Below are 25,541 nucleotides of genomic sequence, written 5' to 3'. Positions count from 1 at the left end.
ACGGCAGTTGCCGTGGCGAACGAAACAGGCGACTAAAGGCGCGAGACTTACAGCGGGTGATCGTCCCATGATGCCTTGAGCAACGGCAGCAGTGCATATCTGTCCACCGGCCGACTGAGGTAGAACCCCTGCACTTCATGGCACTGGTCCGAAATCAGAAAGTCCAGTTGCTCCAGCGTCTCGACACCTTCGGCCGTCACGGTCAGGCCCATGGCCTTGCCCAGGTTGATGATCGCCTGCACCACGGCGCGGTCATTGCTGCCGTTGCTCATGGAAGCAATGAAGCGCTTGTCGATCTTGATCCCGTCGAACGGATACGTGCGCAAGTAACCGAGCGAAGAATAACCGGTGCCGAAATCGTCCATGTTCAGCCGTACGCCCAACTCCTTGAGCGCATTCATGGTCGCCAGAGCGCCGTCGACATCGATGAGCATCACATTTTCCGTGATCTCCAGTTCCAGTCGACTGGCGGGCAAGCGGCTCTGGATCAATGCCTCCCGGACATCCTCGATCACATCGCTACGGGCAAACTGCACCGGCGACAAGTTGACCGACACCATCATCGCTCCCGGCCAGGTCAGGGCTGTCTCGCACGCCTCGCGCAACACCCAGCGCCCTAATGGCACGATCAGATCGGTCTGCTCGGCCAATGGGATAAACGCATCGGGGTTCAACAAGCCTTGCACCGGATGCTGCCAGCGCAGCAGCGCTTCGACCGAGACGATCTGTTTGCCATCGACGTGATAACGCGGCTGGTAATGCATCACGAATTCGTTGTTCTTGATCGCCTGACGCAGGTCGCTTTCCAGTTGTCGGCGGTGCTGGATCTGATCGTTCATGTGCGGCGCAAAGTAGCACCAGGTCTTCTTGCCATTGGATTTGGCCTGATACAACGCGATATCGGCACAGCGAATCAGCTCCTCCGGAACGTGCCCCTGGCGCCGACTCAAGGCGATACCGATGCTCGCGCCAATGTGCAGCGTGTGATGATCGTAATGGATCGGTTGATGCAGGCTGTCGAGCAAGCGCTCGCAAAACCGGTCGATTTCCGCGTGGCTGTCCATGCCGTGGAGCACCAGCACGAACTCGTCGCCCCCCAATCGCGCAACCAGATCGATATCCCGCGTGCATTCGCGCAAACGGATCGCCACTTCCAGCAATACCGCATCGCCCGCCGGGTGGCCGAGGGAATCGTTGATCGGCTTGAAGTTATCCAGGTCGATCATCAACAACGTCAACGCCGTCGATTGCTCTTTCAGTGCCAGCGCATCTTCGAGGTAGCGCGCCAGTTTGTTGCGGTTCGGCAAGCCGGTCAGTGCGTCGTGCATCGATAGATGCTGGATCTGCGCATGGGCGGCGACTTCATCTGTGATGTCGCTGGCCGTCCCGCGAAAACCCAATAGCGCGCCCTTGCGCTGGATCGGTCGCGCCGACACCCGGCACACTCGCTGTTGCCCCGATTGATCACGGTAGGAACAGCGCAAGTGGCTGACGGCTTGCTCTTCATCAAGTTTGTTCAGCCACAGCGACAAGGGCGTGGTTTCGCAATTGAGCAGTTGCCCGATGTTCTGCCCCAGCCATTGTTGATCCGAGAACCCGGTGACGGTGCTGAAGCGCCCCGACAGATAAGTGATGCAATGCTGTTCGTCGGTTTCCCAGATCCAGTCGGACGCGGCTTCGGCCACCGCACGAAAGCGTTCTTCACTGGCCTCAAGCGCCTGATTCGACAAATCGAGGCTGGTGTAACTGGCATCCACATGCCCCGACGTGCGCAGGACATAACGAAAGAAGTAAGCCGTCAATAACGCCAGAATCAACAACGCCCCGCCCAGTGGCGGCAGCAACGACCAAAGCAATTGGTGACCCGGCTGCTCAAGCCGGGAGTCCAGGCTGTAACCGGTGCCGGTCAGAGCGACGGCTGGCTGACCGGGAACAATGACGTCGTCGGCCGTCAGGCTCAAGTCATGCAAACCGTAATCGGCGCTCAAGGTAGCGAGCTTTTCAGGGTTCAACTGGTCGACGTATATCAGCACTGAGGTGCTCTTGGGATCGACCGCCGGGCGTTCGTCATTGGGCACGATCGCGGCCGCCGTCAACAGCGCCGGCTTGCCTTCGAACAAAGTGTACCGGCTGATGGGCTCGATGAGGCTTTCCTGACTTTGAACCTCGTCTACAAGCGTCGCCATCGAGGTCGACAGATAGGCTGTCGCCTGATCCTGAACCAGCAGCCCGCGCACCGTGGCGTATTTGGTTCGCTGACCATCGATTACGAAAACCGCGTCGTAGTGATCGATGGTAAACAGGGTTTTACCCATGTTCTGCTCGACGTAAGCCCACTGCACATCGACCTTGTCGTTCAGGTGGTCGTAGGCGGTCGTCCAGTTGGCGTAGCTGGCGATGTAGTTTTTCGAGGCGGTGATGCGGTTCTCAAGTGCCCGTTGCGTGTAGAACGTGGTTTTGCCCAGATCCTGAATATCGAGCCGTGCGGCAATGCTGAACAGGGCCATCAGCGCGATCAACACCCCTACCATAAACAGCACGCCGATGACGAACATCAGATTTCGAGTAATCGGTGTATGACGCGCAGGTGCAGCGGTAGTAATGGCAGTAAAATCCATGCACTTGATCCTGTCGATCGATCGCCTTATCGGGTGAGGCCGGCGCGGTCTGGTCTGTCGTCATGACAGCCAGGCTCTTCACTGACCATAGCAGCCCTGCCTGGTCACCGCCCCTGAATAACGCAAGTCAGCGGCACGGGCACCTATGGCGGCGCCAGCGGTTCCGGCTCGGGTGCTGGAGGCGGGACGGGGTCTGCCGGTGGTGGCACTGGTGGTGCTGGCGGTGGGACGGGCAGTTCGATGCATAAAAGCAATCCATGACGACCAATGCGAAACCTGTGGGAGCGGGCTTGCTCGCGAAGGCGGTGTGTCAGGCGACATCAATGTTGACTGTGCCGCCGCCTTCGCGAGCAAGTCGGATCGCCGCACCGCCGCTCCCACATGGATTGCACTTAACTGACTAGCATTAGCGGTCCGAGCGCATCAGTGCCTCGACGCCGCCTTCCATGGACAACACCGCCGAACGATTTCGCCCCGAATGCTTGGCCTGGTACAGCGCCGCATCCGCGCGCTTGATCAACATTTCGGTGCTGTCGTGCCCCGTTGGCACAAACGAATAACAGCCAAGGCTGACCGTCACGTAGCCCGTGGGTGAGCCGCTGTGGATGATGTTTTTGTCCATGACGCTGCGACGGATCTTCTCAGCGATCGTCAGCGCACCATGGATGTCGGTGTCCGGCAGCAGCACTGCAAACTCTTCGCCGCCGTAGCGCACCGCCAGATCGGCATTGCGGTGACAGCAACTCTTCAGAGCCCGCGCCACTTCGGCCAGGCAATGGTCCCCCGCCACATGACCGTAGGTGTCGTTATAGCGTTTGAAGTAATCGATATCGAGCATGATCAGGCTCAGCGGGCTCGACCGCCGGGCACCGCGCCCGAACTCGATCTCCAGCGCCCGCTCGAACAATCGACGGTTGGCCAACCCGGTCAGGCTGTCGTGGGTGGCGATCAGCTCCAGGGTTTTCTGCGCCTCGCGCAAATCCGCCTCGATGCGCTCGCCCGCGCGCACCTGATGAATGAACACCCAACCGAACAACCCCACGCCAAGGACGACCAGAGCGACGATCACACTGGATTGAATCGCCGTGTCATACCAGTCCTTGAGGATCGCGTCTTTGGAAGATGCCGCCGCGACCACCACCGGATAGGTATCGAGTTGTCGGTAGCCATACAACCGAACGATGCCATCCACCACCGAGCTGATCATGGCGTTGCCGGATGTCGCACTGGGCAGAAGTTTTTTAAAAATCTCCCCCTGAGCCAATGACGTGCCGATCTGCGATTCCACAAACGGCCGTCGCGCCAGCAGTGTTCCATCGGTCAACGCCAAAAACATCGCGCCGTTGTTATCGAGGCTGAAGCTTTTGAAGAACTGGTCGAAGTACGACATCTTGATCCCGGCCAGCAACACCCCCTGGAAATTGCCGTCCTGGTCGTTTATCCGTCTGGACACCGGAATGATCCATTCGCCACTCTCCCGACTGCGAATCGCTGGGCCGATGTGTGCCAGGGACGATACGTTCTGCTGGTGAAACCTGAAGTATTCGCGGTCCGCCACACCTGGGCCACGGGACAGGTTTTCGAACGACGTCACGACCCGTTGCCCCTGCTTGTCGAACAGAAATATCCCGTGCAACTGATGCAGCGCCTGCACCCGCCGGGCGAAGGTTTTCTGCAAGCGTGGCGTCTGGACAGCGTCGAAACCTTCAGCCTGAATCCAGTCCACCAGACTGATCAGCACCAGATCGGCTTTCATGAACGTGTCTTCGGCCTGTTGCGCCATGGCTCGCGTCAGGTTCGACGAAGACACCTCGGCCAACGCCAGATCGTGACGGCGCGACTGCTCCAGTTGCAGATAAAGCAGCCCACAAAGACAAAGGCACACTGCCGCAATAAACAGCACCGCAGCTTTGAGCAGGGGCAACCGCCTCAAGGCACCATCGGGCGCGTGGTGCGGATCGGGAATGGGGATAGGCAAAAGCGAGTCCTGAAAGGGTAAGGCATGGGCAAAGGCCCAAAACCCTTATTCTTTGTGAGCTTACTCTACGGGGTTGTGCGGGGCAATTAGGCCAGGTTTACAGAGACCGATTTGCCCGCGCGAGTGAAACACGAAAACCGTCTCTGCTAGGATGAAAAACCTCAGGAGCCTGTCGAACGCTTCGATATCGGCTGCCGTGCATGCCCCGGCCGTTTACCCAAGGAGGAAAAACATGAGCGCTGCGCACTACCCTGCCGCCATTGACACCGTTGTGTTCGATCTCGGCAATGTCCTTATCCGCTGGAACCCCAGAAACCTTTACCGAAAGTTGTTCGGTGAAGACCTGGAGGCCATGGAAACATTCCTGTCTGAGGTCTGCCACACCGCCTGGAACGAACAACAGGACCAAGGCAGAACCTGGCAGGAGGCGATTGAGGAAGCCATCGCCCGACACCCATCCCAGGAAGCATTGATTCGCGCCTACCGCGAGCGCTGGGAAGAAATGCTCGATGGTGCCATAGAAGAAACGGTGAACATCCTCGATGAACTGCATGCCAAAGGCGTGCGGTTATTGGCGCTGACCAACTGGTCCGCCGAAACCTTTCCGATTGCCCTTGAACGCTTTGAGTTCTTGCAGCGATTCGAAGGCATTCTGGTGTCGGGTGCCGAGGGGATAATCAAGCCTTCGCCGGAGATTTTTCAGTTACTGCTATCGCGGTTTGACGTTGATAGCCGCCGCGCGGTGTTCGTCGATGATCATGCGCCGAATATCGCAGGAGCACGCCGGGAGGGATTTCATGCGGTTCAGTTCTTCAGCCCGGAACAACTGCGCGAGGAACTGGTGGCGCTTGGGTTGCCCGTACAGTCAGCGAGATGACACTGAACGGCTACATTCCGTTGCGTAAACCGATTTTCGTAGGAGCCAGGCTTGCCGGCGAAGGCGCCCTTAAGGACGCCTTCGCCGGCAAGCCTGGCTCCTACTGGTCCGCAACAGTCAATCCATCACCGCGAAGGCGGAACCCGAATATCCCCTGCCCGACACTGTGTCTTTACACCCGTCCCGCACGCGCCAAACCCCAGGTCCTTGCCCATGCACACCCGCACTTCCGACAACTCCGGGCCATTGCAAATCACGGCAATGCCATTGGCCGGAATCCCGGGGTTGCTTTGGCGAAACATCTGCGCGATTTCCTGAGCTTCAAAGTAATACGAGCTGCTGAACGGTTGCAGCTTCTGCGGGATCTTGACCGCACCGAGCGCCTTGTCGGACGCGTCCAGGTACCCCATGGCGCCGAGGCCGCTGCACGTGCCGTGCTTGGCCCATTCGTGATCGAGCAGCTTCTGGGTCGGGAACAAGGTCAGGCCCTTGGCATTTTCCGCCGGCGACAAGGTCACCCTCGGCGGGCAGGACTCCGGCCAACCGCCCTTGGCGTATTGCGGCCAGAGACCGTGAAGCACGAAGCCGTAGCCTTTACCCGAGCATTGCGTATCATCTTTGTGGGTCAGGCAGAAGGTCGGCGACCAGGAGAGCGTCAGCAAGTAGTAATCGAACACCCCTGCGACCGATTCCGCCTGGACTTTACTGCTCTGGGTTTCGCGGGCGCTGCTCAGGCCGATGTTGCCGAAGGTCAGCGCGATCAACGCGACGATTGCGTAAAATTTCTTCATTACCCACTCCTTGGGATGATTGATTTGGCCGTAAAGGGCCGAAGACTGGTTTTGTCACGCGGGTGTTTCAATCGCATGACGCAAGGCAAAACCGCATGACCTTGAAGGAGCTACGATTAACTGACATCACGACAGGAAATCGAAATGAGTAAAGCAGACGAGCTCGCCGAGAAGCTGAAACAATCCCGGCAAACCAGTGCCGATGCGACCATCGCCGATCAGGCCATCGACAGCTGGCCCGCCCAGGTCTACGAGCTATATCACCAGATTGAAGCCTGGCTGCAGCCACTGATCGAAGTGGGCCTGAAGCTACGACGCAACTCCACTCACGTGTTCGAGAGGGCTCCGGACGGGGCGACTTACGACTACGCCATCGACCAACTGCTGATCGAAGGCAACCACCACAGCATCACCTTCGATCCCGTCGCCCGCTTCACCGCCGACGGTGCCGGGCGGATCGAGATTCACTCGACAGACAAGGAACTCGCGCTATTGCGAACCGTGGATGAACACGGCCATACGCATTGGTGGCTTCAGGCGATCGAACAGTCCGGACAACAGCCGGATGCGATCGCGCTGACGGAACACAACCTGCTTCTGGCGGTGCAAGAAGGGCTGGGGCTTTAAAGCTTGTTCTGCCCCACCGCCATCGAGGGAGGCGCCGCTCGCCTCCCGTCCAGCGTTGGCCGTTCCGAAGGCAGATTCAGCGCACGCAACACAGGGTTATCGTACCCATACACATCGGGTTTGAACGTCACTCGCCCATCAAGACTCAGGTCCACTGTCCAATAGGCCAACAGCACCGGCACTTTCACGGGGAGCCTGATGTTCTCTGTCTTGCCATTGGCTAACTGATTTTGAATCCCTTCGCTGCCCCAGCGAACCGGGTCGTTGAACAACAGCTCCACCAATTGCAACGGGTTTTCTACTCGAATACAGCCAGAACTGGTCGCACGATTGGATTGCGCAAACAACTCGCGATGCGGGGTGTCGTGCAGATAAATGGCGTAATCATTGGGAAAGCGGATGACCACCTGCCCCAGCGAGTTATCCGACCCTGCATCCTGACGCAGCGTAAGGCCGCGCGGGTTGTCCCAATCGACAGTCGACGGGTCGAGCACGTTGCCTTCTCGATCGATCACGCGGATCCGGTTTGCATCAAGATAACCGGGATTGTTGCGAATCTTCGGCAGCATGTCCTTGACCAGAATGGTCGGCGGCACGGTCCAGGTCGGGTTGAACGTGATGTAAGTGATCTCGGATTGAAAAATCGGTGTGCTGCGATACGGTTTACCGACCTGCACCCGGGAGCGCCATATCAGCTTGCCATCGCGATAGAACGAAACCTTGTACCCGGCGATGTCGACGATGACAAAAGTACCCTGAAGTTTGTACAGCAGCCACCGCGCCCGCTCCATGTTCACGCGAACCTGATCGATTCGCGCCTCGACCGGCACATTCAGCGCCGCGAGTGTCGCCGGCCCCGCCACCCCATCCGCCCCGAGGTATTGCTCGGCCTGATACTTCTTTACCGCCGCCATGACGGTGTCGTCGTAGTCGGAGCGCGCGTTCATTTTCGCGCTTAGGTAACCACCCGCCACCAAACGGGCTCGCAGCTGAGCAACCGAGGCGTCGTCCATGCCAGGCCTGAGGGTCTGCCCTCCCGGGACCTTTGGCCAACCACCACTGTCGCGAACCCTGCGCAATTGCGCCAGGCCCTGTCGCAACGTGCCATAAATCGCTTCTTGTGGCGGCGCTTGAGCGAACGCGCGCGCGACGTCATGGCTATCGAGGGCAGCGAAGAAAAGATTGACGTCCTCCCGAGGATCGATGCCGACCGGGTCGAAATTCCAATGGATGTCCAGTCGCGAAGGGTCGACCTTGCCGCGCCGCAACTGCAGCAGCGCCGTGATGAACGTCTGGGTCGCCGAGATATCAAAAGCCGCCCGTTGTCCGGGGGTTGGTTCAGTTGCCTGCATCGAGTTTCTGGCCGTGACCAGTTCGGCAATTCGAAAATCCTCGGGGTCCAGGCCATCGACCCCGGTGTCACTCAGGCTTTTCAATAACTGGACGACATCGTCATCGTCCGTCCAGGCGGCGCGATAGCCACGATGGCTATAAAAATCCAGCACCGCTCGATTGACGTCGACCCGTTGATGGCCCGGTGACGTGAGTAACGGGGGAAACGCCGACCTCAATGGCGCCAACGCCGCCTGAATCGCCTGACCGACATAATCACCAGGCGCGGCATCCGCGCCGACACTAACGGGAGATGACTGCTCAATCGGCGAAGTTTCCGCAATTGCCATGCCGCTTATCAGAAAGCCCATAAAAAATATGCGGCTTATGACGAATAACCTTGTTAACTGCCCCATGGATAATCCTTAATCTCCCGTTTTCAACCGGCTAGCGTCGTGCGCGCTGCTAGACTCGAAACAATCAGATGAGACTTGCATATGGCCCTAGACCGCTTCGGCTTTTTAATGACGGCTCTGTTGCTGACCGCGTTTACCTTACCGGCAGCCTACGCCGATTCGCTTGAAGCCGCGCTGATCAAAGCGGCCCCCAATGCCAACGCCAAGGTGATTGCCTTGGCCGTACGCGCTTCCCAATGCAGCCGGGCCCAAAGCGCGGCCCCGGTGCAAAGACTAGCAGTCATCGATTATTCCCTGCCCTCGACCGCGCAGCGTCTTTGGGTGTTCGACCTTAAACAACGCAAATTGTTGTTCCACGAACTGGTCGCCCACGGTCGCAACAGCGGCGAAAACATGGCCCGTCAGTTCTCCAACCGCAATGCCAGCTTCGCCACCAGCCTTGGTTTGTACCGAACCCAGTCCAGCTATGTCGGGCAGAACGGTTATTCGTTGCGCATGGAAGGTCTGGAGCCGGGTTTCAACGACAACGCTTTCGAGCGGGCGATCGTTATTCATGGCGCGCCGTATGTCAGTCCTGACCTGGCGCGGGCGAATGGCCGGATCGGCAGAAGCCTGGGTTGCCCGGCGGTGAGACCTGCGATTGCGCATCAGCTGATCGATTCGATGAAGGACGGGCAGTTGCTGTTTTCTTACTATCCGGATCAGCGCTGGTTGAAGTCTTCTTCGTATATCAATTGCGGTAACGCGACCGTGGCAGACTCGTCCAAGCCGAACAGAAGTCACTAAACACCGAGTGAAACTGTCAGAAATGTAATCTTGGCCTCAGTCTGCTGAAAGGCGCCGCCTGTTAGCCTTCACCTCATTAAGTTCTCCTCCCTCCGCTCAGGATGGACTTGAGGGCTTCATCAGGCTGACGGATGGGAAAAACGGCATGCATTCCAACACCTCAAGACGCACTTTCGTGAAGGGCCTGGCCGCGGGTGGAGCCCTCGCGGGCCTCGGGCTGTGGCGCACGCCGGTCTGGGCGGTCACCAGCCCCGGCGAACCGAACGTGCTGGCCGGTACCGAGTTCGACCTGTACATCGGCGAAACCCCGGTCAACATCACCGGCAACCCTCGAACCGCGATGACCATCAACGGCGGCATTCCCGGCCCCCTGCTGCGCTGGCGGGAAGGCGACACCGTCACGCTGCGGGCGAAGAACAAACTCAAGGACACCACTTCCATTCACTGGCACGGCATCTTGCTGCCCGCCAACATGGACGGCGTGCCGGGCCTGAGCTTTCACGGTATAGAGCCGGACGGGATGTACGTCTACCAGTTCAAAGTCCGGCAGAACGGCACTTACTGGTATCACAGCCATTCGGGCTTTCAAGAACAGTCCGGGGTTTACGGGCCATTGGTGATCGACGCCAAGGAACCGGAGCCTTTCCAGTACGACCGCGACTACGTGGTGATGCTGACCGACTGGACCGATGAAGACGCGGTCGGCCTGATGAGCAAACTCAAGAAACAATCGGATTACTACAACTACCACAAGCGCACCGTGGGCGATTTCATCCACGACGTCAGCGAGAAAGGTTGGGGCTCGACAGTCGCCGATCGCAAGATGTGGGCCGAGATGAAGATGAACCCCACCGATCTGGCCGACGTCAGCGGCGCCACGTACACCTACTTAATGAACGGCCAGGCGCCGAACATGAACTGGACGGGCGTGTTCCGCCCCGGCGAAAAGCTGCGACTGCGCTTCATCAACGGCTCGTCGATGACCTACTTCGACGTGCGCATCCCCGGCCTGAAAATGACCGTGGTCGCCGCGGATGGCCAACACGTCAAACCGGTGAGCGTCGACGAATTCCGCATCGCGGTGGCGGAGACGTTCGATGTCATCGTCGAGCCGACCCAGGACGCCTATACCCTGTTCGCCCAGTCGATGGACCGAACGGGTTTTGCACGAGGCACCCTTGCGGTGAAGGCCGGCTTGTCGGCGCCAGTGCCTCCGCTGGATCCGCGACCGCTGGTGACCATGGATGACATGGGCATGGGCGGGATGGATCACGGCAGCATGGACGGCGACATGGCGGGGATGGATCACAGTGCACCGCAAGGCATGACGGGCATGGACGGCGGTGACATCCAAGGCATGGACAACATGGCCGGCATGGATCACAGCAGCATGGCCATGGGTGGCATGGCCGGTATGCAATCCCACCCAGATACGGAAAAAGACAACCCACTGGTGGACATGCAAGCCATGAGCACCTCGCCGAAACTTGACGACCCGGGCCTGGGCCTACGCGACAACGGTCGCCGCGTGCTGACCTACTCCGACCTGCGCAGCACCTTCGAAGACCCGGATGGCCGCGAGCCCGGTCGCACTATCGAGCTGCACCTCACCGGCCATATGGAGAAGTTCGCCTGGTCGTTCAACGGCGTGAAATTTTCCGACGCCGAACCGCTGCGACTCAAGTACGGCGAGCGAATTCGTGTGGTGCTGGTCAACGACACGATGATGACTCACCCCATTCACCTGCACGGCATGTGGAGCGACCTCGAAGACGAGAACGGCCAGTTCATGGTGCGTAAACACACCATCGACATGCCACCGGGATCAAAGCGCAGCTACCGGGTCACCGCCGACGCGCTCGGCCGTTGGGCCTATCACTGCCATCTCCTGTACCACATGGAAATGGGGATGTTCCGTGAAGTTCGCGTGGAAGAATGAGGCGCTACCCATGACCAGACTGAATCGCTCTACCCGCCTCGCTTTGGCACTCGCTGGCTTCACGGTTTCTTCGGCCATGGCTGCTACCGACGATATGCAGGGCATGGACCATAGCCAGATGCCGGGCATGGATCACAGCCAAATGCAGAGCATGGACAACGGCCAGATGCAGCCCGCCGCGCCGACCCAAAGTCGCACGCCGATCCCGGCATTGACTGACGCCGACCGCGCTGCCGTCTACGTCAGCCCCGCCGGCCATGCCGTGCATGACTCCTCGCTCAACTATTACTTGCTCGCCGACAAACTCGAATGGCAGGACGCCGACGACGGCAGCGCATTGGCGTGGGATCTGTCCGGCTGGGTCGGCGGCGACATCGATCGCCTGTGGCTGCGCTCCGAAGGCGAACGCGTCAATGGCAAGACCGAAGACGCCGAAGTCCAGGCCCTCTGGGGCCACGCGATCAGCCCATGGTGGGACGTGGTGACCGGCGTGCGCCAGGATTTCAAACCCGGCGCCCCACAAACCTGGGCCGCACTAGGTGTGCAAGGCATGGCGCTGTACAACTTCGAAGCCGAGGCCACGGCCTTCATCGGCGAAGGTGGCCAGACCGCCGCACGGCTGGAGGGCGACTACGACATCCTGCTCACCAACCGGCTGATTTTGCAGCCGACCGCCGAGCTCAATGTCTACGGCAAAAACGACCCGCAACGGGGCATCGGTTCCGGGCTGTCCAACACCGAAGCCGGCCTGCGATTGCGCTATGAAATTCGCCGGGAATTCGCGCCCTACATTGGCGTGACCTGGAACCGCACCTATGGCAAAACCGCCGATTACGCCAAGGACGAAGGCGAGGACCGCAGCGAAGCCCGCCTTGTCGTCGGCGTTCGGCTGTGGTTCTAAATGTATTAACTCGAAAACCTAAAAACCAACCGCTTAAAGCGGTAAGAGGCCTTGCATGCGCACAATCAAAACCACCGCTGTTGCCATCGCACTTTCAACCGGGCTGCTCATGAGCGCACTCGCTCAAGCCCACCCGAAACTGCTCTCCTCTACCCCGGCCGAAGGCGCGGACGGCACAGCACCGAGCAACATCGAACTGCACTTCTCCGAAAACCTCGTGACCCAGTTCTCCGGCGCCAAACTGGTCATGACCGAAATGCCCGGCATGGCCCATTCGCCCATGCCCATGAAGGCCAAAGTTTCCGGCGGCAGCGACCCGAAAACCATGGTCATCACCCCGCTCTCGCCACTGCCCACCGGCAGCTACAAAGTCGAATGGCGCGCCGTGTCTTCGGACACTCACCCGATCACCGGCAACGTTACGTTCAAAGTGAAGTGATGGATGAGCGACTCAATCAGCATTGCCCTTCGCTTTGTGTTGTATGTGGATTTGATGCTGTTGTTTGGGGTGGCGCTCTTTGGGCTGTACAGCCTTAAAGGACTGGAACGGCTGTCGGGAACGGTGTTGCCGTTTCGGCCGATGTTAGCGGGAACGGCGGTGCTGGGAGTGGTGTTGTCCGTCGCGAGCATGGTGATGATGGCGAGTGCCATGAGCGGGGAATCGGACTTCGCCGAACTGCGTCCGCACATTGAGATGATGCTGTTCGAGACGAACGTCGGGTTGGCTTGGGGGGTTCGCATTGTTGCGCTGGTCGTCGCAGGTTTAGTGGTGATGCTCCGTGCACCTGGTTTCAGTTTATGGGTTGCAGCTTTTGCCGGCGGTGTTGCCCTTTCCAGCCTGGCCTGGAACGGGCATGGCGCTATGGATGAAGGCAGTCGTCGTGTCGGGCATTTCACGGTGGACATTCTGCACCTGCTGACGGCAGGGGCCTGGCTTGGCGCATTGATGGCGTTTGCGCTGATGGCAAGAATCAACGCCCTGCACACTGAAGCGCGCATCAAGTTGTTGGCCCGCGCCGTTAATCGATTTGAGGTGATTGGCGCGGTCATCGTGGTGGTCATTACGGTGACGGGGGTTGTGAATTATCTGTTCATTGTCGGGCCGAAACTGGATGAGGTATTTCTCAGTACTTACGGGGTTTTGCTATTCATCAAAGTGGTGCTGTTTGCAGGAATGCTAGTGCTCGCCGCGTTGAACCGGTTTCACCTTGGGCCGTTATTGGAGCGATCGTTGCTGGACGGGCAATACGCCGTCGCCGCTAATGCGTTGCGGCGCAGCGTGCTGGTGGAATGGGTGGCTGCGGTGGTGATCGTGGGGTTGGTGGCCTGGCTCGGAACGTTGAGCCCGGAGATGGAAATAGCAGCGCAATAGCCTGAAGGGGTCGTTTGATATGGATCAATAACACGCTGCGGCCATGGCGTAATTTCAGGCTTATGCCCTTGATGGGGAAATACGACATGTTCTGATCAGCGGCCATCTGGCGGCGGCTGATCAGCCCTTACTCTCTGGAGATTGCCATGCACGCCTACATTAAATCGCTCGCCGCTTTGATCGTCTGCAGCCCGTTGATGGCCCTGGCAGTCGACGAACATCACCCCGACCAGCCGCCAGCAGCACCGATGGCAACTACCACCACCCCAGCCATGCCCATGCAAGACAAGGCCATGAGCGAACAGATGCAGAAAATGCAGGCGGCCCACGACAAAATGATCGCCGCCAAAACCCCGGCCGAACGCCAGGCAGCGATGCAGGAAGCCATGACCACGATGAAAAACAGCATGGGCATGATGCACGACCATTGCACAGGCATGGGGATGGGCAAGGGCATGTCCGGCAGCAAGGACGGCTCGGGCACAGCGATGATGGACATGATGATGAAAATGATGGATCAGCAATCCAGCATGATGAAGATGCCGATGGGCCAATAAATCTCACTTCGTCGGAATGGAGCTCGCCACATGAACCACTCACCACCCTCGACGCCTCCAGCCCCCTCCTTCTGGCGCAGTAAACCCGGCATCGCGCTGGGGATGCTGCTAGTAATCGGTCTGTTTTACCTGGCTCGCGAACATTACGGCCATATCTCACCGATTCTGCCTTACCTGATTCTATTGCTGTGCCCGCTGATGCACCTGTTTGGCCATCACCACGGCGGCAGGCGCTGACCCATGCATCGCCATAACGGACATCTGGATGACCTCAAGTCACCTGCTCAGACGGAGCAGGCACCGGAGTCGGCGGCGACCGAAAAAGAGTACACCTGCCCCATGCACCCGGAAATCCGCCAGCGCGGCCCGGGTACATGCCCCAAGTGCGGCATGACCCTGGAACCGGTATTGCCCGAACTGGAGGAAGCAAGCAATCCTGAGCTCGAGGACTTTTCCCGGCGCTTCTGGTGGACCCTGCCGCTGACTCTGGCAGTGACTGCACTGGCCATGGGTGGTCATGGCTTGAATCTGTTTCACGGTGCCACACAGAACGGGGTCGAATTGGTGCTCGCCGCGCCTGTCGTGCTGTGGGCCGGCTGGCCGTTCTATGTGCGCGGCGTGCGCTCGATCATCCAGCTCAGCCCCAACATGTGGACGCTGATCGGCCTCGGCACCGCCGCAGCCTTCCTCTACAGCCTTGCCGCCACGCTGGCACCCGGCCTGTTTCCAGCCACCTTCATGATGGATGGCCGGGTTGGCGTGTACTACGAAGCGGCGGCGGTGATCATCTCCTTGACACTGCTCGGACAAATGCTCGAACTCAAGGCGCGCTCACAAACCTCTGCCGCGATCAAATCGCTGCTTGGCCTGGCGCCCAAGACCGCGCTCCGGATCAACGCCGATGGCAGCGAAGCGGACATTGCCCTGAGCCATGTGCACAGCGGCGACACCTTGCGTGTGCGCCCCGGCGAGAAAGTCCCGGTCGACGGTGTGGTGCTGCAGGGTGAAAGCGCGGTGGACGAGTCCATGCTCACAGGCGAGCCGCTCCCCGTGATGAAACGCCCTGGTGACGGACTGATCGGCGCCACCCTCAATACCCACGGCAGCCTGGTGATGCAGGCGCAAAAAGTAGGTTCAGCGACCGTGCTCGCGCAAATTGTGCAGATGGTGGTTCAGGCACAACGCTCCAAGGCACCGATGCAACGCCTGGCAGACGTGATTGCCGGCTACTTCGTCATGGTCGTGATCGCCATCGCCGTTCTGACCTTTGTCGGCTGGGGGCTGTGGGGGCCGCAACCGAGCTGGGTGTTCGGCCTCATCAATGCGGTGGCCGTGCTGATCATCGCCTGCCCGTGCGCTCTGGGCCTGGCCACACCCATGTCGGTGATGGTCGCCACCGGCAAGGCTGCCGGCAGCGGCGTGCTCTTCCGGGATGCGGCGGCGATCGAGAACCTGCGCAAGGTCGACATCCTGATCGTGGACAAAACCGGCACTCTTACCGAAGGTCGCCCGGCGTTCCACAGCGTCGAACCTGCGCCTGGCTACAGTGCTGACGAAGTGCTGCGCCTGGCCGCCAGTCTCGACCAGGGCAGTGAGCACCCGTTGGCCCACGCCATCGTCGAGCGCGCTCGCGCCAACGGACTGGTATTGAGCACAGCGCAGACGTTCGAATCGGCGTCAGGGATCGGCGTGCGCGGACAAGTCGACGGGCACCGTGTTCAACTGGGCAACACCGCCCTGATGGCTGAAGCCGGCGTCGCCATCGAAGCCCTGCAGCCCCACGCCGAGCAGCTGCGCAGCGACGGAACCAGCATCATGTACCTGGCCGTGGATGACGTGCTCGCGGGGCTACTCGCCGTCGCCGACCCGATCAAACCCACCACCCGGCTCGCCGTCGAACGCCTGCAGGCCGATGGCGTGCGGGTGATTATGGCGACCGGGGACGGCCTCACCACCGCCCGCGCCGTCGCCCGCCAACTGGGCATCGAAGAAGTCCACGGCGAGGTCAAACCACAGGACAAGGAACGCTTGGTCGCCGGATTGCAGGAACGCGGGCACCGTGTGGCAATGGCCGGCGACGGCATCAACGACGCCCCGGCCCTGGCCCGAGCCGACGTCGGTATCGCCATGGGCACCGGCACCGATGTTGCCATGAACAGCGCTCAGGTGACCTTGGTCAAGGGCGACCTGCTCGGCATTCTGCATGCCCGCAGCCTATCGGTGGCAACCGTACGCAACATGCACCAGAACCTGGCCTTTGCCCTGGCCTATAACGCCATGGGCATCCCCCTCGCCGCCGGGTTGTTCTACCCGTTGACCGGGCATCTGTTGTCCCCGTTGGTGGCTGCACTGGCCATGAGCGTGAGCTCTGCCTCAGTGGTGTTTAACGCCTTGCGCCTGCGCCAGGCCTCGATTGACTGAGCACGAAACAAGCGCTTGACCTTGCCATCGTGACAAGGTCAACGATGACTTCAAGCGCTGATGGGCGCCGCCACCAAAGAGGTTTATCCATGAACAGTATTGAGTTGCACGTCGAAGGCATGAGTTGCAGCAGCTGCGTCAAACACGTCAACGCGGCGCTGCAACCGCTGGAGGGAGTTGGCGAGGTGACGGTCGATCTGGCCCATGGCCGGGTCAAGGTGACGGGCGATATACAAAGCAACACCCTGATTTCTGCGCTGACGGAGGCTGGTTATCCGGCAAGCCTGTTGGCCGCAGACAGTCACGAGCAGGTCAGGAAAACGTCCGGGTGCGGTGGGGCCGGTTGTTGCTGTCGTTGAAGCCCGGGCCATCGGAGGAAATCGTGGCGTCGTCATCCAGTGTGCGGCCGCTGCGACCTCTTTATTGTGATGGATGACAGTCAAGAAGTGGATCGCGTCGATTTGGGCGCTGCTTTTTCCTTCCGTTTTCGCTGACGGATATCCGGCAGATCAAATAATGCATATAAACATAAACTTGATATTTCAATTTTTTCCAAGGGCGGCAAATTTCCTGAGATGAGTGCTTTGTGCTCACCTATACTAAAAAGGTTAAATAGTACTGGCGAGTGTGTTTGACAAGGTATTGAAATTTAAAGGTGCAGGAACCCGTGATGGTTTGGTCATAACGAGGATTTAATATGAACGTCTTATTAAAAGAACTTCAGGCCTATCATCATGAAGTAGCTATGAAAATTACTAAGATCAAAGAGTTGCTGAGGAAAATTAGGCATGAATCCGATGGTGCTGATGACTGCAAGCTGTTGTTCAAGATGCTGGAAGCCTTGCATGGTGATGCAGAGCGACACCACCATGAAAATGAAGAACTTATTCGGCTGGCCTTGCTAACGACTGAGGCACCGATCCACCAACGTGTCAAGGATATCGAGCGAGATCATCAGGCATTTGGGCGCATTGCCGGACAGCTGAAGATGTTGGAGAACACAACTCAGGAAACGAGAGTCATTGCTGACACTATCGATGATTTCATCAAAAAATATTACGATCATATGGACGCCGAGGAAAATATTTTCTTTCCGGTGGCAGATAAGTGGCTGTCAGACAACCAGTGGCAGGAAATCAAGCGTCAATGGCATTAAGAAGTAATGAACGTGGTGGACGTCGAGTTAAAATTACTTAAATCAAACCCACCGCAGCTACCTATATCGGCAATTGGTCTGGTGGGTTCTGCTGGATGGACAACATCAAAGCGTTGGAAAGAGCCGCCACTCGATAAACTCAAGGGAGTAAGAGTCCACTCTGCCAACAACTCGATTGAAGCGCATCTTAAGCATTCGAAGTCCTTGGCTTGTGGATAAACAACTAATGTGAAGGGATACGTGTCGGGCCTTGCCTGACACGTACTATGCGCTGGAGTGAATGGAGTATTGGGACAGTGGATGACAGTCGAGAAGCGCTTTAACTACACTGACTCCCGCTTGAACCCCACTCCATCACAAAAGCCCTATAACAATGAAAACCATAAAAAGCACAATGATGCTCTGTGGCCTGCTCGCGCTAGCCAGCGGCGTTCAGGCAGAGCAAAGCCCTTCCCATCTCGACACCGTCCTGCAACAAGGCCAACTGCGCGTTTGCACGACCGGCGACTACAAACCCTATACCTTCAAAGGTGAAGACGGCGAATACTCGGGGATCGACATCGCCATGGCCCGCTCATTGGCCGACAGCCTGGGCGTGAAGGTTGAGTGGGTCCAGACCACCTGGAAAACCCTGATGCCCGACATGCTCGCGGGCAAATGCGACATTGGCGTCGGCGGCATCTCCGTCACGCTGGAACGCCAGAAAAAAGCCTTCTTCAGCACCACGCTGGACGTCGACGGCAAAATCCCACTGGTGCGCTGTGAAAACCAGGCGCAATACCAGACCATCGAACAAATCAACCAACCTTCCGTTCGCCTGGTCGAACCGGCCGGCGGCACCAACGAAGCCTTCGTCCACGCCTTCCTGCCCAAAGCGCAATTGAAGCTTCACGACAACGTGACCATCTTCCAGGAACTGCTGGATAAGAAAGCTGACGTGATGATTACCGACGCCTCGGAAGCGCTCTACCAGCAGAAACTTAAACCGGGCCTGTGCGCGGTTAACCCAACGCAATTTATGCAGTATGGGGAGAAGGCTTATCTGCTGCCGCGTGATGATATTAGTTGGAAGTTGTATGTCGATCAGTGGCTGCACCTGGCCAAGGTGACGGGGAGCTACCAGAAAATTCTGGGTCAGTGGATAGCGGTGCCAGAGGCGAAATAGCTCGCTACATACCACCTGTAGCAGCTGGCGAAGCCTGCGTTCGGCTGCGAAGCAGTCGCAAAAACAGAACTCGCAATGCATCAGGCAGATCACGCAACGGCGGAAGTATTTCAGCCGTTGCATCCTCGAAATCATTTTCAGTTTCCTGTGGACCGGAAGCGTGGCGGCACGATCTTAAGTCGTCATCCTGGGCCGAAAGCCCGTCAACGGCTGCTCATCTTCAATCGCGACACAGGGTCAATCCTTTTTGGGTCGCGGCGGGTTGTCCTGACGATAGGTATGCTGGGGATTGATGACCAATTGCCTGACCTGGCTGTCCAACTCTTTGCTGTGATACAGGTCCAGGCATTTGAGCAGCTCAAAGCGAACGCCTTGACGCTCTGATTCGACCAGTGGATTGTGATAATCACGAGCCAGAAACTGGTCAACCAGAGGTCTACCGGCTTGAGGTGCTTGCTCCAGATCAAAATAGGTCCAGTCCATAAGCGCACTGGCACTGCTTCCGGCGTCCTGGGCGGCTTTAGGTTCGCTCTTGTAGGCTGTAGCGATGCAGTCTGCCAGCACCATATCCTTGTAATTTTGCGCGTAGGTGCGCCCGCCTGCCTGTGGGGAGTTGGTCGGATCATCCTTGGACCAACTGTTGGAAGGCGCGGCGGCCCAAGCCAACACCAAGACCGCAGTCAAATACTTCATCAAGACAAACTCCAGAAGTTTGCACGGTCGGTTTGATAGTTCATACCCGGCTCATTGAAATAGCAGTGGTCATAACACATTCTGCCGTCAAACAAAGTGGCATGCCCCTGAGCGTCCGACCAGCCAGAAACTTCAAACAAAATAAGACCCTTTCGGCCCGCCAGGGTGCCGCCATCTGCGGCCGGGTATCTGACCGTCTCGGCACTTCCCCATTGCTGTTCCAGATAGGCAATCAGGCTTTTGACACGATAAAAGTACCAGCGCTTGTCAGCGCCAGACACGGTTTCGCCAACTATTCGCGGTATGAGTGAGCCGGAGTAATTGAGGATATAACTCATGCGCACCGCGCACGTGTTGACCCACCTTAGGGCCGGATCACGGCTGTTAATGTTCATTGCAACATTGCCGCCAATGACTGTCGCAACTTTTTCAGATGGATTGACGGTGTCGTAAATCCGTTGAGATGCCGCCCACGCGCTGGAAAATGAGGGTCGAATCATATTTCATCCTTGAGTTTAGGAAGCAGAAATCTGCGGCAGTTTAATCCTTCATGCTTGAGGTGACATAGACCTGAATGACGGGGTCATGAAGAAGCGCCGCCCCATCACATCCAGCAAATCGCAGCCAGCGCACAGCGGAATCGCCAACACCCGCGCGAAGTCCTGCAACAGCAACGCATCACGATTGATGCCCTCGCCCAGACAAACTGTAAAAAGAGTAACGTCCTACACCACACTAGGAATTGTCCGTACACTTATCCATTGCTGCGTTTTTGTCACGAGACCTATAGTCCACCCGACGCCCAAATGGCGTGTCGGGTTTGGCGACTCGATGGCAATTGAACTGAAGCCTTCGACCATTTTCGGAGCGCTTCGGAACGCACCTAGCTGCCTGTTTTATGGTGGCTGTGCGCGGGAGACCTTAGGGTCTGCCGGTTTCTCCATTGCCCGGTTCGCCAACCCGCGTACGGCTACCACCCATTCGTTTGGCGACGATTGAGTAGTAGTTTTCTTGAATTAATGGAGCTCCACATGAACGAATACATGGCTTTAACCAGCAATGCCGACGATCTGCCAAGCCTTTTTGTAAACACCACACAACCTTTGCACTCACTGCTCAGCACCGCCAGTTACAGAATTCGAGCCGTGACGCAGATTCTTGAAAACCTTGCGATGCGCGGTGATATCACCACGGATTCAGTAATACTCAGTGACTTCGCGCTACTGTGCTGCGTGCCATTACGCGATGGCTGCGATGTGCTGGACGTTATCGCCCGACGTATGGATGCTGAACCCTCCTGACGTCAAAAAGGGGCGCCCTCCCCGGACGCCCTCGGCCTCATCGAATTCGACAAAAAAATGTAGCCCGTGTACCGCTGTCGCGGTTTGCCCGGATCCCTTCAATCACATAAGCTGGTCAGCATGAATACACATCTTTCGGAGGCTCCGATGGCCACCACTAAAAAAACCGACAAGCCCCGCAGAAAGGTCGTCCATAAAGAACTGACGTTCCTGGATGTTCGGGAAGCAGCGCGTGATGGGCAGAAGGTCTTTGATACGTTTGTGATCACTGGCAAGCTTCCTATTACAAAGTAGGTCTGGATGCCGGCAGTTAAAATTGCTGCAGTTTTTCAAAAAGTAAAACACTGGGAAACAATTGCCGCACAGTTCTACAACTACAAGTTGTTCGGCGACCTGCCTGCCATTTTCGGTAGAGACGAGAAGCTCGACCTGAGCGAAATGCACCATATCCACCTCGCGAGTACAGAAGAGATACAAACTCGCTGGGCAAAAATCAGTCGTCAGTATTATCGCACCGCACTTGTTGATGACCCTGATAATGACTTCTGGCTAATCTATGCCTACGACGACTTCAGAGATGAATACTTACTGCTCACGGTCACGGGGCCGGATGCTCACAATCGTAAAGAATGGGGTTCGTTCCTGCGTACGATGCGCAACGATATCGTAGAGCCCTGGATTGTTGGCAAGATCAGATTCCCTGATCTGGATGACCTGTGAACTGTCCGCAAAAACCCGGTGTTTAGCCGGGTTTCTTTGATTACTACTTATGGCGAAAAAGAGAATCCCACGAAAAATGGGGTGGGATCTATTTACTCGCGTTATCTCCCTGAATCCCTTTCATTCTTCTGTCCATTTGTCCCGAACTACCACAGCAATACTCACCTGAGCCCCGCAAGCCCAATCCTGATAAACTCCCCATCTCCCAGCCTCACCCATTCCAGAAACGCCAATGCCCCCAATCACCGCCACACCCGCTCCGCTCTCCCGCCGCTTCTCCGTCGCCCCGATGATGGATTGGGTCTAGTAGTCCTCCAACGCCCCAGCCAGACGGGCTAATCCGCTGCGACTTCTTCGCTTTGTAGCAATTTCTAAGCAAGCTGCAATTACGGCCTGACATGGGCACTGCCGGTACTATGCTTGTGTTTTTTCTTGAAAGGAGTCGACGTCATGCCTGGTGATTACTTCTCCGGGGGAGAATTACACCTATATAACGCAAGCTAGCACGCTATTACCTACCTACTGGTACGGAAATTGGTACACAACTTCGCTTTTTTGGAGTTGCAATCTGGATATTGAAAGCTGAAGGTCGGATGCTTTGAAGGTCTTGCTTTGCCCCTCTCAAAGCAAGACATATGCCAAAAAAGCAAAAAGAAATAGAGACCTTCGTTCAAGACTACGCATTACATAGTCTTCTTCTACTTTTACGGCGCTGTATACCCTAAGAACTCAGTACCACAACCCTTATGAAGCGTACTAGTTGTTGTATCGCCATTATTACACTTCCCATTACCCCTATTGAGTTTTTTCCCACCAGCAATCGGATTCTTCGAGAGATAACCGATACTTTCCATCGAGCCACCCAAGTAGTTAAAGTCCTTACTAACAATTTTATTATTTACCACATCGTTACCAGCAAACACCTCAACAAAGTTATCTAGCGGTATCGCACTTGCAGCTTCAATTGTATGTCCGATATTTCTTGTAGCGCAGCCTTTATGCCTTTCAACCGTCGCAACCTCCCCATTGTTGCATGGCTCAACTCCAATAAAGAGCTGTACACCCTCAGCCCATACGGCACCAGATGAGGCAACAAGCGCAACAATCGCAATCGCATTTCTCAAAATCATCATTTCAGCTCTCCAAAAAAAAAAAAAAATATTAAGCACTCAATGAGAAAGCATCGAAAAACGTGGGATAAGCCATAGTTTTGGCTTTCGGCCATCGCTTGACTCTCTCATCATGTATGAACTGCCAACTTTCTAGATCTCTCCCGCGTAGATTCGCTGGCATTTGACACTCCTGTTAACAGTGACTGTGGTTTTCTTCATCCACAGTCACTGAGCATAGACCACACGCCGCCGCACTTAAGATTTGAAAAAAACCGCCCAGCCCTACTGGCCTCCATGATGCCATCTGGTCCTGCTGATCTCGGCTTCGCATTGCCAAGTCTGCCCTCTCTAATCCACGAGGAGCCGTCGGCAATACATTGCCCATCCGGGCTGATTTACGCTTAAAAACAACAACACTAAAATCTCGCTAAATTTCGAATCGCGCTAACAAAACACTTTTTACTCCAACAAAAACTATAAATACAAGATCGCTCAGCCTTTATTAATCTTAAGCAATGCTAAGCTGACAAGCTACAGAAGTAGAGAAAGCTAACAATAAGAACCCCTGCTTTTACGTTATCGCCGAACTCGGTCTCATCACTGTAGGCCGCGCAACTCACGCAGTTGATCTGTCAAACCCAGCTCGATACTTTCGGGCCCGTCAACACGTGAACAGAGGAGAGAGCAATGAACTGCGTCAAGTTCGCCATTTCATTTGGCTGTGTTCTCGTAACCGCCTGTGTAAACTACGGAGACGCCCCGATAACTCCTCTCGACACTCCGAACATTACCGAAACGAGATGGCGGTACTTTCGGCCGCTAGTGCCAGATACCTTGGTGCTCGACATTAAGACACCAATTGATGTTGAACTCTGCGTGGACAACAAGGCGACGCCTGTAACATTCATGGTTTCCACAGAACAGTGCGGTGTAGGCAATCCTACTACGACAACAGTAACCGGCACGGGTTGCGCGGCGCTCGGACATGTACGAAGAGTTTCCATCCCGGGGGCGCAGAATCAAGGTTTTCCCGCCGCCGGCGGCTCGATACGACACGCCAACTTCGATGCTGATCCTCAATGGCCAATAGACAACGGTAAAATCTACTCGTGGTCCTACACGCCGAACAATCCTACCACTCTCTACAAAGACCCCAATGGGATTGCGAGAATAGTGCGTGTATGTGTGGCCGCCGGACAGTTTGATCAAGGCTGGGCAGTGAACTTCAAAATGAGAGGTCATCCTTGCTCCGGCAACACTATTGTTCCTTTCACGATAACAGGCGTTCAAAATGCTAAATACGGTGTAGAGAACGCATGCGGTGTCGTTCAAGCAAAGGAAATTTGGATTGAGGAGGCTCCTAATCCCGAAGGTCGCGTAACTGGAACCTATCAGTTTTTGCGATGAAAGCGGGCGATTTCGGTACGTGCGGCTTGGCGGGGTTTGCGAGGCCCGCTTTGGGTTGTGGATTCAACCTCAGGTGGCTCCCGATCAAAAGCTGACGCTTAGAAGTGTCTAGAAAGTCCAAGGCGATTCGGGCAGCTTCCTCGGCACCTCAAATAGGCGTATTAGCTATGTGATGCACGAAAGCCAAAACTCTCCCGACTCCCCGTGGGGCTATACACTCCCATAGAGTTAAGGGGTCCTTATGAGCGAGAAACAGAGCAAGAAACAGCGAAAGCGACAGGCCAAGCAGACGCTTCCTAGGTCTGAATACGTTGTCGGCCATACTGCAGAAATGGTCTCATCTATCACCTTGCAGTTTGAACCCAGCGGCCAGATAAACATCCTTGAAATTGATCCCGCTAGCCTACAAAGGCAGGTAGCTTACGAGCGACAGAACAAGCCGGACGAGAAAGTACTCTACTCAGCCCCGGCTAAGGATTTCTCTCATTCGCAAAGCCGCTTCGCTGATCTACAGGATCAATTCGACTACCTAATAGCTGTAGATACAAACACTGTTAACGGCATCCACCGTGGTCACCGAATAAGCGTCTGCTCCATTTATTGCCTTCCTGACCAGCTTAAATCGTTAAGCGGAGAGGTGCCGATTATGCCAGTTGCCTGTTACGTCATCGCTGACCCTGACCACAACGCAGTGGCTGAGCTTTTGGGCTGGCACCTTGCAATAACCCGCCACGCTGCAAACGCATTGCAAGCGTCTAAACGTGTTGGCTTGGTGGTTGATCACGACAGGAAGTCACACATCGCAATTAACGCAGGCCGCACCCCTTACTTTGGAAACCACCATCTGCCTGAGGGGCTCGCTTTGGTATACGCCTCTGATAAATCAACCGAGTCCATTGCCAACGCTATGCTTCGCTATTGTCATAAATCTGCTGATAGGGTTAAGGCGCTCGTCCCAGATGGGTCCATTGAAAGTTACTTACAGTACGATCCGATTCGGCTTGGCACGGCCTTCTGCTACCCCTTCGGACCGGAACAGACATCCCTCATGAAACCTGGTGAAAAGTAGCGCAGGATCTCTCCCAAAAGGTGAGGCTCAGAGAAATGGCGATAGGGCTACCCTAGCCCTTGACCATAACGCCTACTTCTGTCTGCTTACATAAATGCATAGAGGGCATTGAATGGCAAGGTTTTGGCGTATGGTTTGCCCCATTTTTACCCCATTCACCATTGACTCGCTGCCCCCATATCCCAAATCTGCTTGGCTCAGCGGCACAATCCCTTTCGCCTTGTAGCAAATTTAAAGCAACCTATTTCAGGCCCCAGCTGTGGGCACTGTCGCTGCTATGCTTGGGTTTTCTCGAAAGGAATC

The 25,541-nt window shown here is 56.6% G+C and carries 26 protein-coding genes; 18 read left to right on the top strand and 8 right to left on the bottom strand.

From position 1 onward, the window contains the following. Positions 1 to 47: 47 nt before the first annotated feature. The 3 genes from ACIPLA_RS11700 to ACIPLA_RS11690 all read right to left on the bottom strand — a co-directional run bounded on the left by ACIPLA_RS11700 (position 48) and on the right by ACIPLA_RS11690 (position 4,596). Positions 48 to 2,618, bottom strand: a complete 2,571-nt coding sequence (locus ACIPLA_RS11700) for an EAL domain-containing protein (RefSeq protein ID WP_401173225.1) — start codon at positions 2,616 to 2,618, stop codon at positions 48 to 50. A 78-nt stretch (positions 2,619 to 2,696) separates the two neighbouring features. Beyond that, entirely contained in the window at positions 2,697 to 2,864 is a 168-nt protein-coding gene (locus ACIPLA_RS11695) for a hypothetical protein (protein WP_218399149.1), read from the bottom strand. Positions 2,865 to 3,024: 160 nt separating this feature from the next. Continuing rightward, positions 3,025 to 4,596 (bottom strand): diguanylate cyclase, encoded by a 1,572-nt coding sequence (locus ACIPLA_RS11690; protein ID WP_401173224.1) that lies wholly within the window; start codon positions 4,594 to 4,596, stop codon positions 3,025 to 3,027. Positions 4,597 to 4,828: 232 nt separating this feature from the next. Between ACIPLA_RS11690 and ACIPLA_RS11685 the strand changes: the two genes are divergently transcribed. Then, entirely contained in the window at positions 4,829 to 5,473 is a 645-nt protein-coding gene (locus tag ACIPLA_RS11685) for an HAD family hydrolase (RefSeq protein WP_401173223.1), read from the top strand. Positions 5,474 to 5,598: 125 nt separating this feature from the next. Here ACIPLA_RS11685 and ACIPLA_RS11680 read toward each other — a convergent pair whose 3' ends face one another. Beyond that, positions 5,599 to 6,264, bottom strand: coding sequence for a ribonuclease T2 (locus ACIPLA_RS11680; RefSeq protein ID WP_218399146.1), 666 nt, complete (start codon positions 6,262 to 6,264; stop codon positions 5,599 to 5,601). Positions 6,265 to 6,408: 144 nt separating this feature from the next. On the opposite strand from ACIPLA_RS11680, the gene ACIPLA_RS11675 reads away from it, so the two are divergent. After that, the gene (locus ACIPLA_RS11675) at positions 6,409 to 6,891 is read left to right on the top strand and encodes a hypothetical protein (protein WP_192343305.1); all 483 of its coding nucleotides are present in this window, start codon (positions 6,409 to 6,411) and stop codon (positions 6,889 to 6,891) included. On the opposite strand, the gene ACIPLA_RS11670 is transcribed toward ACIPLA_RS11675, so the two are convergent. After that, positions 6,888 to 8,639 carry a murein L,D-transpeptidase gene (locus tag ACIPLA_RS11670; protein ID WP_401173222.1) on the bottom strand — a complete coding sequence of 584 codons (1,752 nt, stop codon included), beginning with the start codon at positions 8,637 to 8,639 and terminating at the stop codon, positions 6,888 to 6,890. The genes ACIPLA_RS11675 and ACIPLA_RS11670 overlap by 4 nt on opposite strands. Before the next feature lie 81 nt (positions 8,640 to 8,720). On the opposite strand from ACIPLA_RS11670, the gene ACIPLA_RS11665 reads away from it, so the two are divergent. The 11 genes from ACIPLA_RS11665 to ACIPLA_RS11615 all read left to right on the top strand — a co-directional run bounded on the left by ACIPLA_RS11665 (position 8,721) and on the right by ACIPLA_RS11615 (position 18,936). Beyond that, positions 8,721 to 9,425, top strand: a complete 705-nt coding sequence (locus ACIPLA_RS11665) for a murein L,D-transpeptidase catalytic domain family protein (RefSeq protein WP_218399143.1) — start codon at positions 8,721 to 8,723, stop codon at positions 9,423 to 9,425. Between the two features lie 145 nt (positions 9,426 to 9,570). Beyond that, on the top strand, positions 9,571 to 11,364 hold the full coding sequence (locus tag ACIPLA_RS11660) for a copper resistance system multicopper oxidase (RefSeq protein ID WP_401173221.1): 1,794 nt from the start codon (positions 9,571 to 9,573) through the stop codon (positions 11,362 to 11,364). A gap of 10 nt (positions 11,365 to 11,374) precedes the next feature. Further along, the gene (locus tag ACIPLA_RS11655) at positions 11,375 to 12,265 is read left to right on the top strand and encodes a copper resistance protein B (RefSeq protein ID WP_401173220.1); all 891 of its coding nucleotides are present in this window, start codon (positions 11,375 to 11,377) and stop codon (positions 12,263 to 12,265) included. A 55-nt stretch (positions 12,266 to 12,320) separates the two neighbouring features. Further along, on the top strand, positions 12,321 to 12,704 hold the full coding sequence (copC, locus tag ACIPLA_RS11650; protein WP_218399140.1) for a copper homeostasis periplasmic binding protein CopC: 384 nt from the start codon (positions 12,321 to 12,323) through the stop codon (positions 12,702 to 12,704). Between the two features lie 3 nt (positions 12,705 to 12,707). Continuing rightward, entirely contained in the window at positions 12,708 to 13,637 is a 930-nt protein-coding gene (gene copD / locus ACIPLA_RS11645) for a copper homeostasis membrane protein CopD (RefSeq protein WP_401173219.1), read from the top strand. 146 nt (positions 13,638 to 13,783) lie between these two features. Continuing rightward, positions 13,784 to 14,194, top strand: a complete 411-nt coding sequence (locus ACIPLA_RS11640; RefSeq protein ID WP_401173218.1) for a hypothetical protein — start codon at positions 13,784 to 13,786, stop codon at positions 14,192 to 14,194. Positions 14,195 to 14,224: 30 nt separating this feature from the next. Continuing rightward, on the top strand, positions 14,225 to 14,431 hold the full coding sequence (locus tag ACIPLA_RS11635; protein ID WP_223569339.1) for a DUF2933 domain-containing protein: 207 nt from the start codon (positions 14,225 to 14,227) through the stop codon (positions 14,429 to 14,431). A gap of 102 nt (positions 14,432 to 14,533) precedes the next feature. After that, a complete protein-coding gene (locus ACIPLA_RS11630) occupies positions 14,534 to 16,615 on the top strand; it encodes a copper-transporting P-type ATPase (RefSeq protein ID WP_401173241.1) in 2,082 nt (693 codons plus the stop codon). Positions 16,616 to 16,704: 89 nt separating this feature from the next. Continuing rightward, positions 16,705 to 16,974 (top strand): heavy-metal-associated domain-containing protein, encoded by a 270-nt coding sequence (locus ACIPLA_RS11625; protein ID WP_218399137.1) that lies wholly within the window; start codon positions 16,705 to 16,707, stop codon positions 16,972 to 16,974. Between the two features lie 338 nt (positions 16,975 to 17,312). Beyond that, complete coding sequence (locus ACIPLA_RS11620) at positions 17,313 to 17,771, top strand: hemerythrin domain-containing protein (RefSeq protein ID WP_401173217.1); 459 nt, start codon at positions 17,313 to 17,315, stop codon at positions 17,769 to 17,771. Between the two features lie 373 nt (positions 17,772 to 18,144). Further along, the gene (locus ACIPLA_RS11615) at positions 18,145 to 18,936 is read left to right on the top strand and encodes a transporter substrate-binding domain-containing protein (protein ID WP_401173216.1); all 792 of its coding nucleotides are present in this window, start codon (positions 18,145 to 18,147) and stop codon (positions 18,934 to 18,936) included. 237 nt (positions 18,937 to 19,173) lie between these two features. Here the strand turns inward: ACIPLA_RS11615 and ACIPLA_RS11610 are convergent, their stop codons facing one another. Continuing rightward, positions 19,174 to 19,629, bottom strand: a complete 456-nt coding sequence (locus ACIPLA_RS11610) for a type VI secretion system amidase immunity protein Tai4 (RefSeq protein ID WP_218399174.1) — start codon at positions 19,627 to 19,629, stop codon at positions 19,174 to 19,176. Next, positions 19,629 to 20,129 carry a type VI secretion system amidase effector protein Tae4 gene (locus ACIPLA_RS11605; RefSeq protein WP_401173215.1) on the bottom strand — a complete coding sequence of 167 codons (501 nt, stop codon included), beginning with the start codon at positions 20,127 to 20,129 and terminating at the stop codon, positions 19,629 to 19,631. The genes ACIPLA_RS11610 and ACIPLA_RS11605 overlap by 1 nt, the downstream gene beginning before the upstream one ends. Positions 20,130 to 20,660: 531 nt before the next feature. On the opposite strand from ACIPLA_RS11605, the gene ACIPLA_RS11600 reads away from it, so the two are divergent. The 3 genes from ACIPLA_RS11600 (at position 20,661) to ACIPLA_RS11590 (ending at position 21,650) form a co-directional block, all read left to right on the top strand. Further along, positions 20,661 to 20,930 (top strand): hypothetical protein, encoded by a 270-nt coding sequence (locus ACIPLA_RS11600; RefSeq protein WP_007947603.1) that lies wholly within the window; start codon positions 20,661 to 20,663, stop codon positions 20,928 to 20,930. A gap of 147 nt (positions 20,931 to 21,077) precedes the next feature. Then, positions 21,078 to 21,224 carry a hypothetical protein gene (locus ACIPLA_RS11595; RefSeq protein ID WP_192343297.1) on the top strand — a complete coding sequence of 49 codons (147 nt, stop codon included), beginning with the start codon at positions 21,078 to 21,080 and terminating at the stop codon, positions 21,222 to 21,224. A 6-nt stretch (positions 21,225 to 21,230) separates the two neighbouring features. Continuing rightward, entirely contained in the window at positions 21,231 to 21,650 is a 420-nt protein-coding gene (locus ACIPLA_RS11590; protein ID WP_401173214.1) for a type II toxin-antitoxin system YafO family toxin, read from the top strand. A gap of 704 nt (positions 21,651 to 22,354) precedes the next feature. Here the strand turns inward: ACIPLA_RS11590 and ACIPLA_RS11585 are convergent. Beyond that, positions 22,355 to 22,783, bottom strand: a complete 429-nt coding sequence (locus ACIPLA_RS11585) for a hypothetical protein (RefSeq protein ID WP_401173213.1) — start codon at positions 22,781 to 22,783, stop codon at positions 22,355 to 22,357. Positions 22,784 to 23,449: 666 nt separating this feature from the next. Between ACIPLA_RS11585 and ACIPLA_RS11580 the strand changes: the two genes are divergently transcribed. Then, on the top strand, positions 23,450 to 24,169 hold the full coding sequence (locus ACIPLA_RS11580) for a hypothetical protein (RefSeq protein WP_401173212.1): 720 nt from the start codon (positions 23,450 to 23,452) through the stop codon (positions 24,167 to 24,169). A gap of 241 nt (positions 24,170 to 24,410) precedes the next feature. Next, entirely contained in the window at positions 24,411 to 25,238 is an 828-nt protein-coding gene (locus ACIPLA_RS11575; protein ID WP_401173211.1) for a hypothetical protein, read from the top strand. The last annotated feature ends 303 nt before the right edge of the window (positions 25,239 to 25,541 follow it).

It is taken from the genome of Pseudomonas sp. NPDC086112, assembly GCF_044746425.1.
Taxonomy (GTDB): Bacteria; Pseudomonadota; Gammaproteobacteria; order Pseudomonadales; family Pseudomonadaceae; genus Aquipseudomonas.
The sequence above is the reverse complement of the archived record's forward strand: the minus strand, read 5'-3'. Positions and strand labels throughout refer to the sequence as shown.